The organism is Arthrobacter sp. ISL-5 (assembly GCF_018613835.1).
Classification (GTDB): domain Bacteria; phylum Actinomycetota; class Actinomycetes; order Actinomycetales; family Micrococcaceae; genus Arthrobacter.
Genome location: NZ_JAGGPM010000043.1, coordinates 62,988 through 75,751 on the forward strand (window position 1 = coordinate 62,988; position 12,764 = coordinate 75,751).

Below are 12,764 nucleotides of genomic sequence, written 5' to 3' on the forward strand. Positions count from 1 at the left end.
GTTGTCCTAAGAATGGTTGGTCAGGGGGATGGTGTCGACGGAGTCGGCCAGGGCACGGGAGAGCGTCGCCGCGATCTGCAGCACTCGGGGGGAGCTGGTTGCGACGAGTTCGTCGATGGTCATCCGAGATGCGTCTACGGTCAGACTCACGGCGGCGACGGGCACCTTGGCGGAGTTGAAGATCGGCGCGGCAACGGTTCGGAGGCCGTAGGCGTTTTCACCGTCGGAGACGGCATAGCCACGTTCGCGGACCTCGACCAGGCGGGCCAGGAGATCGGGGAGTTCAGTCAGGGTTCGTTCGGAAAGCTTCCGGCGTTCTGTTCCTTCGAGCACCTGGATCTGCGTAGTCTCGGGCAGAAACGCGAGGATGGCATGTCCGAGTGCGGCCGCGTAGGCCTGGACGCGCCGGCCGGGCCTGATGTCTACATTGTGCCGGGCGACCCCGTTGTCGAATCGCTGGAGGTAGAGGATGTCTGATCCCTCCAGGGTGCCCAGCGACGCGGCATCGGCAACGTCGGGCACACAGTCTTCCAGCAGCGGGGCCGCGTGCTCCCAGAGGTCCTGGGAGGACAGGGCGATGAAACCGAGTTCCAGGCATTTGAGGCTCAGCCTGAAACGCTTGCTCGGAACACTGGTGAGATAACCGAGGCCCAGGAGAGTGTTTAGGAGACGGTACGCCGTTCCGCGGTCCAGATCAGTGGCCGCAGCGACTTCGCTGACGGTCATGACCGGTGAGGTGGGTTGGAAGGCCTTCAGCACGGCGAATGCTTTGGCAACCGAGTGCACGACATTCTTTGGATTGTCGCTTCCCGGCGCCCGCCGGGCGGATTCGGGAAGATGCTTCGTATTTGTCTGTGTCATGAGTCGAAGAGCTTAATCGTGGAGAGGCCGCCGTCGAGCGTCAGCACGGAGCCGACGCTCGAACGGTTACCTGGGCGGGCGAGAAACAGGACAGCGTGGGCAACTTCATCAGCGGTGACCATGTAGCCGGTGGGCTGGCGGTCGTTGTAGACCGCCAGCTGTGCTTCCGGGTCGGGGGCCTGCTCGACGAGGCGTGTGATGAACGGGGTATCAACGGTGCCGGGTGAAACCGCGTTGACAAGGATGCCCTCGGACACGAGATCGGCGGCCATGGCCCGGGTCATGCCCTCTATGGCACCTTTGGTACCGGAATAGAGCACGCGGTTTCGCAGACCGGTAGTCGCGGTGCACGAGGACATGTTCACTATCCGCGCCGCCTTGGAGCGTCGAAGGTAGGGCAGCGCGGAGCGTGTCACGCGGACATAGCCCAGCACGTTCACGTCGAAGACCTTGGCCCAATCTTCCAGAGGGCCCTGTTCGACAGCTGCCGGATAGCTGACCCCTGCGTTGTTCACCAGAACGTCGAGGCCGGCGCTTTCGCAGAACGAATTGACGGCGGCGTCGACCGCTGCAGGGTCCGCCACGTCAACGGCGTAGCCCCGGCATCGGGCGGGTGCGCCGTCGAGATCCTTATCCAGGATCCCCACGATCGCTCCCTCCTCGATGAAGGCTTCGGCAACAGCATGGCCTATGCCTGATGCGCCTCCCGTGACCAGCACGGTCAGTCCGGCAAATTCATTCTTCACTTCTGGTGTCCTTCACGGTCCGGGGAGATGGATGCGGCGAGTGGCTATTTGACGTGCTGCGGGGCGGGGCTTACTGCCTCGTGGCTGTCGTCATACGAAAGACTCCACTGTTCGTCTTTGTTCTGCGTGTGGAAACCTTTTCGCTTGGTCGGTGCAACGGCACCCTTGGCGAATACCGTCCCGATGATGGAGACGACCTGCCAGAAGGCGAGGAAGGCGATGACGAATCCGGCACCGCCGCCGGCGAAGAGGATCAGCGCTGAAGCGATCAGCGGCGTCAGCCCCGAGACCGCTACCCCGTTGAACTCACGTGCAACGGCAACACCAGTGAGCCGGAACCGCGTTTCGAACAATTCCACGAGGAAGGCGCCCTGGGGGCCAAAGGTCGATCCGAGTCCGATGCCGTAGGCGACGGACATGGCCAGGATGATGAGCCCCGTGTCCTTCGTCTCAAGGAGGGCGAAGAACGGATAGGCGAAAAGAATCATGAAGATGCCGCCCCCGATCATCACTGCCCGGCGACCGACCCGGTCAGACAGTGCCCCGAAGATGGGCGTGCAAATCATGCCGGCAACGGCGGCCGCCACGAGGCCAATAGTTGCCACGTCCGGGGACAGGCCCAGGGTGGTGACGATGAAACCCACGGCGAAGACATCGACGATGGAACCGGTGGCGTTGAGGCCAGAGATCGAGAGGAAGCCCATGAAAAGATCCCGGGGACGTTCGCGGAAGACCTGCAGGAACGGTACCTTCGGGATCTCCTTCGCCTCGAGCTCGGCAATGAATGCCGGAGTTTCACTGAGGCGGTAGCGGAAGTACAGCGCCACGGCAAGGAAGACGGCGCTTGCCAGGAAGGGAACCCTCCAGCCCCACGCAGCAAATTCAGCATCTGTGGTGAATGCGGCAATGACGGCGAACGCTCCGGACGCCAGGAGCAGTCCGCCGGAAGTCATGGCGCAGGCGATCGCCGTGAAGAATCCGCGGCGTGCCGCAGGAGCAAATTCGGCGATGAAGGTGATGCCGCCGGCCAGTTCGGCGCCGGCCCCGAAGCCTTGTGCGATAAGAAGGACGACGAGCAGGATCGGGGCCCAGACTCCGACCATGTCGTATGTCGGGAGTACGCCAATGAGTACAGTCGAGACACCCATCAGGGTCAGGGCGAAAATCATGACCGGCTTGCGCCCGAACCTGTCGCCCAGGTTGCCCAGGATAATTCCGCCCAAAGGCCGTACGAGGGAGCCAACCGCGAAGGCGGCAAACGCGGCCAGGGTTCCTGCGGCGGGATCCAGAGTGGGAAAGAACAGGTCGTTCAGGACCAGCCCTGCGACAATTCCGTACAGCGCGAAGCCATACCATTCGATAATCGTGCCGACCGCTGCTCCGGCCGTTGCGCGCCACAGGTCACCTGTGGTCACTTCATTTACATCTGCGGACACTTGTTTTCCTCCATCGACATTGACGGGCGATCCAAGGCGCGTGGCGCTGGATGCTCAAGGGGTGTGAGGAATGTCCGTCCCACAGATCAGATTGATCGGATTGCGAACAAAGGTTCGCTTATTCCAAGTTTCCATTAAAACCACCGACATGTCAAAGTGCTCGTTTCCGGAGCGCTCACAGGCAAGAACGAAGGCGAATGACCTGGCAGACGCCGTGTTGGAAGCGATCGAAGACACCGCATGCTTAATTGCGGCTAGAGACATGTTCCAAGCCAGTCCTGCGGGCCCGTTCGATAACCCTCAACACCTCGACGCTGTTCTGAGGGTCGACAGGGGGACGATCGCCTGTCAGCAGGGAATGGGCGAGTTTGGCATAGAACAGCGGGTAGCTGCCTCGCTCTGCGGGCACCTGCGTGAGGGAACCAACGGTTCCAAGCGACCCCCAGGTGTCGGGGCCTTCGACTCCATATGCAGAGTCCGTCGGCAGGACTCCTGCCGCCAAGATCGCTTCCTGTCCGTCAAGGCCCCACTTTGTGTAGCCTGCTTTTGAGCCTAGGACTTGGAAGCGGGGCCCTGCTGTGGGGCGTGGCTGTTCATCCACAGGCGGGAACGGGTGCCCGATTCGTGGAGTAGCGACACAAACGCGGCCTGATCGGCATCCGACCTCGCAGAATCGAACCGCGAAATTTCACCATAGACATCGACGACGGGGCCGAACAGTTCTATCGCCTGATCGATGAGGTGGGCGCCCAGATCGTGCAGGATTCCACCGCCCTCGTTCAAACTGGCTTCGCCGCGCCAGTTCCCAAATCCTTCAGGCATCCACCATTCGAACCTGGACTCGAAGGTATGGACGTCTCCCAGCTCTCCATCCTCGATCAACCGCCGGAGCGTCAGGAAATCCCCGTCCCACCTTCTGTTCTGGAAGACAGTGAGGCTGACTCCCTCGTCAGCCGCCGTCGAAATCAGTTCCTCAGCGTCGGTTGAAGCCGGCACGACGGGCTTGTCAACAACGACGGCCAACTTACGGCGAAAGGCTTCAAGCGCGAGATTCTTGTGGGTGCCCGGCGGCGTTCCCAGGACAACGAGATCCAGCTCCAGTTCTCTAGAGTCAATTCGGGCAAACATTTCTTCCGCTGTTGGGATCAAGAGAGTATCTGGATAGCTGGCTTGGGCGTTCCTGGCCCGCTCGGCTTGTGAAGTAACGACGGCGGTCAGCGAGTAGGCGGAATCCGCCGCGACCAGTGTGCATCGCGGGGTGAGGCGGGTAGACGACTCCAGGACAACCCGGTCACCCGGTCGCGGCCATTCCGGGTGTCCATCTGCGACGTCGCGCTTGCCGCCGACTCTACCGGTACAGCGACCTGGCGTTCTGCCCAAAGACCGCGCGGAATGCCGTGACGAACGCGCTGGGAGAGACCACCAGCCGCAGCGCTGGCTGTCTGGCTCACATACCCCCAGCGAGCATCAGAGTCGCCAGGTGCAGCCGGAGGTGGCTGTGCCACACGGTGTGGCCCATGCTGACATCGTCGCGGAACAACCGGGAGAGCGTGCGCTCGCTCGCCCCGACCCGGCGGCCGAGCTCGGCCAGGCCGGGGGAGACGGTGCGAGGATCCATTCCAGGTCGGCCAGATTCAGCGCGACATTGCGGAGGCGGCGACTCCATCGCAGTGCCGGAGATCGCCAACACATGAGCATGTGGTGGCGAGGGCGATATTGGCGTGCTGGCACGGATCTGAAGCTCGCTTTTCGCTCGTTTACGAGCACATCACGAGGCCGATACACACTCCTCCGGGAGTAGGCAAGACGATGCACGTTCGGTGGGACGGCGAATTTCGCCCGATCGCGACGACGCCGCGCCGCGGTGACCATTCGAGTCTGTCCACTCCGATTCCCGGGTGACAGCATTTCGGGAGACAATTGGCGGCGCACCTGTTGACGGCGGCCACCTCCGGACACGGGTAATCGTGACCGAACTCGAGCCCGCGTCTCACGGGAGGATCATCCATGCGCCCGATTGCTCCTACGTCAGTCGGCCGCTGGTTGGTTGAGCGAGCACGGTGCGACCTGGGCCCATGCCGACCCACCTCGTTCTTAAACGTTCGTCAATCAGGCTCCTCTCAAATGGTCTCTCGCAAGGGCGCTATCGTCCTCCGGTCAAGCTCGGCCCGGTCGACTTGATCGCCGTGCCAGGGGCCGAGAACCTTGCCTGAACAGGGGAAACACGGGCCTGAGCCGACCCATCCGACCCATCTCCTGTATTAACATTCACTGGCACGAATGACTGAAAATTTACATGGGTTCGAATTGGGCAATTTCGCACATTTCTGCAGGTCAAACTGTTCTTGGTACCCATCTCTGGAGAATAGTTAGTGGCCCACCAAAGTTGAGCTTAGATGTGCTTCACGCGCACCGCTGAGACTTCACTCGACGCGAAATCCTGCTCACCACCACCGGGGCCGCGGCTCTTGAGAGTCGCACCCTCACCGGCGAAAGTTGGTGGTGGGTTTCGCGGCCCTGCCGCGCCACAAGCCTAAGCACAGGGGCCGTTCAGGGGTTGAGAGTTGGTGCGACTCTGACGATCTTCAGGCCGCGCCTATGCATCACGGGTCCAGAGGGGTTCACGAGTCCAGGCCCGGTCACGGTTATTCCGGATGTCCATCTAGAACGTCGAGCATGCCGTCGGCTCTGCCGGTTCTGGTCAATCCCAGGTCTGCCGGCACCAGCAGCGGCCTTCCTTGTCGTCCTGGATGGACGAGGACTCGTTCCTCTCCGAGCATGATGATGTCTTCGCAGCTAAGCATGGGTCCAGTTCAGCATCAGCGGCGGCTGCCGGTAGCGGTGTCGTGGTGTCTGTGGAATGAAGACCGATGGGACTGCCGCGAGCCTACGCATCGTCTTTCCTGCTCCATCATGCTGGATAGATGTAGACGTCGTGAGTGGTGGCGGCCCGTATTTACGCGGTGTCGTTACGGCTCGCAAGCATTGTCTATAACCCACATGCGCTCACCTCCGGGTCTATGTCCTTAAGCGTGTATGCGTGAAGGTATACGAGCGGTGGCCGACTTGCCGTCAAACATGCGCGCGACATTCATCGCGGAAGCAGCGCCAGCCCGAGCTCGGCCGAGCTGTGCCCGGGCTCGCCGTGGGCGACGTGCAGCGGTGAGCGCGGACCTCGACGCGGCGATGAAGGCCAGCGGGTGCTCGATGTCACATCTCTCGTCATGTTTGTTACTCATTGTCGCCAGTCCAGCTTGCGGTGTCTTGCGCCCACTGTCGGAGATGATGGTTAGAACGGCAAATGATCCGAAGAAAGAAATGGGGCGGAATGGCAAGGTATGTGGTGGGCGAATTCTCCTTCGCAAAGAAGGGGGAGGTCGAGCAACTCCTTAGATCAGTGCTGGAGGAGCTGGAAGTCGGTGCGTTGGTCACGGATCCTTTCGTGGCTGATCTCCTCACAGCCTTGGCCAGAGAGCACCCCGCGGCAACGGATAAAGTCGGCGCGGGGATTGAACAGTGGGTTGTCGCCTCGAACAGGGACCTCGGATACACGTCGAAGGGATTTCGCGCTAAGCAACTGGGCCGGGACGAGCCTGTTCGCTTCAGCTACACCGACGTCTTAAGGCCGCCGAAGCAACGAGCACTAGTGGCTGAGGCCCTCACGCAAGAGGCTTTGGATATCACCCGACGGTTCCGGACGGAAGCTTTTGCTGGCGGCCCCGTTCATTGTGCTCTCACTGGGAAGATGATCCCAGACATGACCATGGCTGATGCCGTCCACCTCACTCCACCTAGAGGGCAGCTGCACGAGACGTTCTTGGAGTCGGAAGGACTGACCTACGAGTCGGTGGAGCTGGTGAAGCATCCGGTCGAGTCCGGATACCGGCTAGTTGATCGGGAACTGGCTGACCGGTGGAGGAACTTTCAGGAAGAACACCTGGGCGGGTTGGCGATCGTCTTTCGTCGCGAGCATTAAGGCCTAGCTCTCGTTCCCCGTGTCGGCGAGCTGAATTCGAAACGGTCCGCCGCATCCAAGATGGATTCCTCGGAGCGCGGCCCCCGTTATGCCGTCTTCGGCATAGGCGTGCCCCATCGGGCCGGCAGTTTGCATGCGCGTCGCGGGCAACTGCTGTTCCAACCTTTTGTAGCCTTGTCTATTTGGGAATGTCAAAGCCTCATACCTTCCAGCTCAGCGCTTGGGCGGGAGGTCCTTGATGTCCTCGTGGGCAGTCCAGATCCGGCTGAGTACCATGAGAACGTTCATGATCAGGTGAACGACAAGTCCCACGAGTATGCCCACCCAAAGCGGCTCGAGCGCGGTATTTGGTTTCTGCGTGGCGGCGGCTGAGGCTAAGAGAACAACGAGAACCAGCCCCGTGATCACGGTCCAAGCTGCGTTGGTCATCAGTTCGTCAACAGTCCGAGCAAGCTGCTGCTCGGGACGAATCTTCTCATCGCGTCGGATCTTAACGCTGAAATTGAACACATTGACCAAGAGCGCGACGAGTAAGCCGGAAAACACCGACGCCCCGGTCAGTAGACTCCCCACCGAATACACCGCCGGACCCCAGACTGCGGACAGCACTCCGATGCCGATAGCTGCGCGTGTTTTCAGGAAGTCGAGGAAGCTGATTGCGTGCACGATGGGGTGAGTCCATGAAAGGCCAACCCGCCTTCGATCCACGCCATTTCCGTTTGGCGGGAAAGGCCAACGAAACTATCCAGAACGGAGGAGATGGTCCTCTAGGCACCCTGGCGTCCGCTGGTATCACTCCGGTTCCAGGGTGCCCCGTCCTGGGCTGGGCCCGGAGGAGGTTTCGACAATACGCCGGGAGACCATGACGGGCCTGTTCAAGAACGAGGCCCGTCATGGTCTCCGTTTTGGATCACAGCGCTGAAGGCTGAAGGCCGAATACTACGTGATCGAGGTCGTGTTCGAGTGGTCCACTGACACCACCAGGCTCTGCCTTCTTTCCTCAGACACCAATGATCGTCACGAGACTCAGTGCGTGAAGGCGAACCAGTTGAGGTTGGTGAAGTCGGAGGTTTGATCGCTGCTGAAGGTTATGTACACGGTATGGGTGCCGGTGATGCCGGTGATGGCAGTGGACTTGGTGGTCCAGGTCTGCCAGCCGCCGGTGTTGGATACCGGAATGCTGCCGACCGGGGCACTCGAGGGTGAGTCGAGCCGGACTTCGATCAGGCCGGTGACGCCGGCGCCGGCGCCAGATGCCACCCGGGCCTGGAATTGGGTGGCGGCCTGGGCGCCGAACACCACGTTGGGGTACTCGGCCCAGTCGCCGGGGGAGACCCACGCGATGTCCTGCCCGCCGCCGGTGTCGCCGGTGCCCTCGATAACGACGCCGGATGCGTTGAGGTACTTTTCGGCCTGGATCGGGCCGTACGCGTCGGTGCCGGTGTCGTGGGTGAAGGTGAACCAGTTGAGGTTGACGAAGTCGTCTGCCCCGTCGCTGGCGAAGGTCAGGTAGACATTGTGGGTGCCGGTGACGCTGGCGAGGTTGGCGATCTTCGTGGTCCAGGTCTGCCAGCCGCCGGTGTTCCCTACCGTGATGCTGCCGATCGGTGTGCTGGTGGGTGAGTCGATGCGGACTTCGATCCGGCCGCTGACGCCGCTGGCGGCCCCGGATGAGACCCGGGCCAGGAACTGGGTGGGGGCCTGGGCGCCGAATGCCACGTTGCCGTACTCGACCCAGTCGCCGTTGCCAATATAGTTGACGTCCTCGCCGCCGCTGCTGTCGCCGGTGGCCTCGACGCCGACGCCGGAGGCAGCGGTGTACGCCTCGGCCTGGATCGGGCTGTACGCGTCGGTAATGCCGGCGGGCGCTGCCGAGGGTGTCCAGACGTACGTGCCGACCGTCTTCGCCGGGAGGGTGTCGATGAGCTGCTGCTGCCCACCACGGAGCGTGAAGTCCTGGGGCGTGGAGGTTCCGTTCACAACGATGGTTGCCACCGTGCCGTCAGGGTTGAGGAAGGCCACCGTGGTGACGGTGTCGGTGCTGCCGTAGTCGCTCCAGATCCGCTTGGCGCCGCGCTGGACGAACTTCGAGAACTGGGCGAACAGGTAGTACTCGGGCAGGGCCCAGTACTTGTTGCGGTCGTCGGGATTCTGGATGAGCGGCGAGGGGTCCGGCGAACCATACTGTTGGGTGTCCCGGTTCTGGTCGAGCATCGTGACCCATGAAATGTAGCCCGTTGACCAGCAGCGCATGTACCGTGCGATCCGGTCTGCGCCTGCCGTGCCCCACCACATCCGCTCGGTCATGACCATGTCGAGGTCGGGGTAGGTGGTCTTCGCCAGGGACATTGTGCTGGGGTCACCGGAGTAGTCGTGCCAAGCGATGCCTTTGGTGTTGTGGTAGGCGTCGGTGTATCCGGAGTCCCTGGTGCCGAGCGCGTCGGTGATGTAGTTCCCGGTGTCGCCGAAGTTCCAGTCCCAGGCCCAGACCTGCGTGGTGATGCCGTGCGCGTCGAACTCCGCGCGCATGGCGTTGATGAGCTGCTTCTGCTGCTGCCCCGATACCAGCATGCTCGGGTAGTGGCCAGCAGGCCAGCCGGGCTCGTTCTGGGGCGTCACCGCGTGGATGGTGATACCCTGCGCGGCGTAGGCCTGCATGATCATCCGGTAGTAGCGGGCGAGGGTGGGGACGTGCTCGTCGAGGAGGTGGCCGTCGATGAGGCTGTTGTTGTCCTTCATCCAGGCCGGGGCGCTCCAGGCGGTGCCGCAGATGGCCAGGTTCGGGTTGATCCGGAGCGAGTCCTTGAGGGTGGAGATGATGTTGTTGTCGATGTCCTTCTGGATGGAGAACCGCGACAGGGTCGGATCGGCCGGACCGTCGTCGTAGGTGTAGAACTCCGAATGGCTGAAGTCGGAGGAGCCGAAGCAGATGCGGACGAGGTCGAACCCGGCACCCTTGGCGGGGTCGAAGAGTGACCGCAGGACCTGGGACCGCACGCTTGGGCTCATCAGCGACAGGTTGTGGATGGTGGTGTCTTCCATCGAGCAGCCGATGCCGAGCATGCTCTGGTACGACTTCGCTGCGTCGACCGTGATCACGGTCCCGGAGTTTCTGCCCGAGGCGGACAGGGCGATGTCGTTCCGCTGGCTGAGCTTGTAGGGAACCGAGGCCATGCCGACTGCCGGATCAGCGAACCAGGCGCTGCTCTTGGGCGCATAGCCTGCGGCTGTGGACTCGGAGCTCCAGGTCACTTTAGCCGCACCAGAGGCGGGCGGAGGCTTTGGGGCGGCGTTCGCCACGCCGGGCTGCGTGAGCACAGATCCTGCTGCTGCTGCCGCGACGGCGGCGACGGTCATGAAGCTCCGGCGGCTGAAACGGCCGAAGCCCTGCGAGGACGAGGATTGTGCGGGCGTGGAAGGGGAATCGGACATGGAACGGCTCCTTTGGATTGGGTTTGGGTTTGCGGTTTGGGGCGGCTGCGGGCGGCGCTCACTGTCGGCGGTATCCCATGGTTGAGTGGGGTTTCCCGGAGACGATCCAGTTAATAGTTCCTAGGGTTCACGGGCGAGCTTTGCTGCTAAAAGCGGCGTCGAAGCTGGTCTGGGAGGCGGGGTAGTCGAACTTCTTGAGTGCTGCGAGGGCTTCGGGCGCGCCGTGAAGGCGGTCCATGCCGGCGTCTTCCCATTCGATGCTGATCGGGCCGGTGTAGCCGATCGCGGTGAGGGCCCGGAAGGAGGATTCCCAGGGGACGTCGCCGCGTCCGGCGGAGACGAAGTCCCAGCCGCGGCGCGGGTCACCCCAGGGCAGATGGGAGCCCATCACGGTATTCCGGCCCGTAAACCGGAGCTTGGTGTCCTTGCAGTCCACGTGGTAGATCCGGTCCTTGAAGTCCCAGATGAAGGACACGGGGTCGATGCCCTGCCACATGAAATGGGACGGGTCCCAGTTCAGGCCGAACGCGGGGCGGTGTCCGATCGCTTCGAGGGTGCGCACGGTGGTCCAGTAGTCGTAGGCGATTTCGCTGGGGTGGACTTCGTGGGCGAAGCGGACGCCGCATTCGTCGAAGACGTCCAGGATGGGGTTCCAGCGGTCGGCGAAGTCCTGGTAGCCGGCGTCGATGACTTTTTCCGGGACGGGCGGGAACATGGCCACGTACTGCCAAATGGAGGAGCCGGTGAAGCCGACGACGGTGTCCACGCCGAGTGCCTTGGCGAGCCGGGCGGTGTGTTTCATTTCCTCGGCGGCGCGCTGGCGGACGCCTTCGGGATCCCCGTCGCCCCAGACTTTGGCTCCGACGATCGCTTTGTGGCGGAAGTCGATGGGGTCATCGCAGACGGCCTGGCCCTTGAGGTGGTTGGAGATCGCCCAGACTTTGAGGTTGTATTTTTCCAGGATGGCGAGTTTGGATTCGACGTAGCCGGGTTCGTCCCAGCGCCAGGCGTCCAGGTGGTCCCCGGAGACGGCGATTTCGAGGCCGTCGTAGCCCCAGCCGGAGGCCAGGCGCGCGACTTCCTCGAAGGGCAGGTCGGCCCACTGGCCGGTGAACAGCGTGTACGGGCGGGGCATGGTCAGGGTCCTTCGGTGGCTGGCGCCGGCTGGTCGACGACGGCCAGCGTGCTCTTGTTGTTGGCTGATTCTTCGATGGCCGCCAGCACGCGCTGGATCTGAAGCCCGTCGTCGAATGACGGCGACGGCGGGGTCCCGGCGTCGATGGCGGCCAGGAAGTCGCGGATCTGGTGGGTGAAGGTGTGTTCCCAGCCGATCACGTGGCCCTGTGGCCACCACGCGCCAATGTAGGGGTGAACGGGCTCGTTGACCAGGATCCTCCGGAAGCCCTGTTCCCGCACCGGGGCGGTGGCGTCCAGGAAACCGAGCTCGTTCAGGTTCTCCAGATCAAAGAGCAGCGCGCCTTTGGAACCGTATATTTCGAGTTTGAGGCTGTTCTTCCGCCCCGTGGCTACACGTGAGGCCTCGACGGACGCGCTGATCTCGCCGGACATTCCCAAGGTCGCCCAAACCGCGTCGTCGACCGTGACCTCTTCGGGACCATCCGGTCCCTGACGTTCCGCCACGAATGTCCGAAGAGTGCCGGTCACCTCCATGACACGCTGTCCTGTGAGGTGCTGGATCTGGTCGATCGCGTGGGAGGCGATGTCGCCCAGGGCCCCGGATCCGGCGGTTTCTTTGCGTAAGCGCCACGTCATCGGGGAATCGGCGTTGGAGAGCCAGTCCTGCAGGTAGGAGGCCCTGACGTGCCGGACGGTCCCGAGTTTGCCCTCGGTGATCAGTTCCTGGGCCAGCGCCAGGGCCGGGACGCGGCGGTAGTTGAAGCCGATCATGGACTGGATGCCCCTGGCCCTGGCCTTTGCTGCTGCGGCGGTCATGAGTTCGGCTTCGGCGAGGGTGTTGGCGAGAGGCTTTTCCACGAGGACGTGCTTGCCCGCCTCCAGGGCCGCGGTGGCGATTTCGGCGTGCATCCAGCCCGGAGCGCAGATGTCCACGATATGGATGTCATCGCGTTGCAGGACAGTGCGCCAGTCCGTGGCGGACTCGCTCCACCCGTACTTGGCCGCAGCCTCGGCAACCTGCACCGGATCCCGGCCCACGAGCACTTTCTGCTCGAAGGCCGGAACATCGAAGTAGCTGGCCACGTTCCGCCAGGCATTGGAATGGGCCTTGCCCATGAACGCGTAGCCGATGGCCGCCACGCCGAGAGTTTTGTTGGAGGTGGAGCTAGTCATGAG

At 62.6% G+C, this 12,764-nt stretch carries 10 protein-coding genes; 1 reads left to right on the top strand and 9 read right to left on the bottom strand.

Features of this window, described 5'->3' with window-relative positions; all coding sequences use genetic code 11:
• Nucleotides 1-6: 6 nt before the first annotated feature.
• The 5 genes from J7I89_RS21535 to J7I89_RS21555 all read right to left on the bottom strand — a co-directional run bounded on the left by J7I89_RS21535 (nt 7) and on the right by J7I89_RS21555 (nt 4,661).
• On the bottom strand, nt 7-786 hold the full coding sequence (locus tag J7I89_RS21535; RefSeq protein ID WP_214974569.1) for an IclR family transcriptional regulator: 780 nt from the start codon (nt 784-786) through the stop codon (nt 7-9).
• Nucleotides 787-857: 71 nt separating this feature from the next.
• Nucleotides 858-1,607: an SDR family NAD(P)-dependent oxidoreductase gene (locus tag J7I89_RS21540; RefSeq protein ID WP_214974571.1), complete on the bottom strand. Its 750-nt coding sequence runs from the start codon at nt 1,605-1,607 to the stop codon at nt 858-860.
• 44 nt (nt 1,608-1,651) lie between these two features.
• Nucleotides 1,652-3,043 carry an MFS transporter gene (locus J7I89_RS21545; RefSeq protein ID WP_214974572.1) on the bottom strand — a complete coding sequence of 464 codons (1,392 nt, stop codon included), beginning with the start codon at nt 3,041-3,043 and terminating at the stop codon, nt 1,652-1,654.
• Nucleotides 3,044-3,595: 552 nt separating this feature from the next.
• On the bottom strand, nt 3,596-4,423 hold the full coding sequence (locus tag J7I89_RS21550; protein ID WP_308159997.1) for a Gfo/Idh/MocA family oxidoreductase: 828 nt from the start codon (nt 4,421-4,423) through the stop codon (nt 3,596-3,598).
• 67 nt (nt 4,424-4,490) lie between these two features.
• Nucleotides 4,491-4,661, bottom strand: a complete 171-nt coding sequence (locus tag J7I89_RS21555; RefSeq protein WP_214974574.1) for a hypothetical protein — start codon at nt 4,659-4,661, stop codon at nt 4,491-4,493.
• 1,710 nt (nt 4,662-6,371) lie between these two features.
• Between J7I89_RS21555 and J7I89_RS21560 the strand changes: the two genes are divergently transcribed.
• Nucleotides 6,372-7,019, top strand: a complete 648-nt coding sequence (locus J7I89_RS21560) for a DUF3223 domain-containing protein (RefSeq protein WP_214974581.1) — start codon at nt 6,372-6,374, stop codon at nt 7,017-7,019.
• 213 nt (nt 7,020-7,232) lie between these two features.
• On the opposite strand, the gene J7I89_RS21565 is transcribed toward J7I89_RS21560, so the two are convergent.
• The 4 genes from J7I89_RS21565 to J7I89_RS21580 form a co-directional block, all read right to left on the bottom strand.
• Nucleotides 7,233-7,685 carry a hypothetical protein gene (locus J7I89_RS21565; protein WP_214974583.1) on the bottom strand — a complete coding sequence of 151 codons (453 nt, stop codon included), beginning with the start codon at nt 7,683-7,685 and terminating at the stop codon, nt 7,233-7,235.
• Between the two features lie 360 nt (nt 7,686-8,045).
• Nucleotides 8,046-10,451: a carbohydrate-binding protein gene (locus J7I89_RS21570; protein WP_214974585.1), complete on the bottom strand. Its 2,406-nt coding sequence runs from the start codon at nt 10,449-10,451 to the stop codon at nt 8,046-8,048.
• Nucleotides 10,452-10,578: 127 nt separating this feature from the next.
• On the bottom strand, nt 10,579-11,586 hold the full coding sequence (locus J7I89_RS21575; RefSeq protein ID WP_214974587.1) for a sugar phosphate isomerase/epimerase: 1,008 nt from the start codon (nt 11,584-11,586) through the stop codon (nt 10,579-10,581).
• Between the two features lie 2 nt (nt 11,587-11,588).
• Nucleotides 11,589-12,761 (bottom strand): Gfo/Idh/MocA family protein, encoded by a 1,173-nt coding sequence (locus J7I89_RS21580; protein WP_214974589.1) that lies wholly within the window; start codon nt 12,759-12,761, stop codon nt 11,589-11,591.
• Nucleotides 12,762-12,764: the final 3 nt, after the last annotated feature.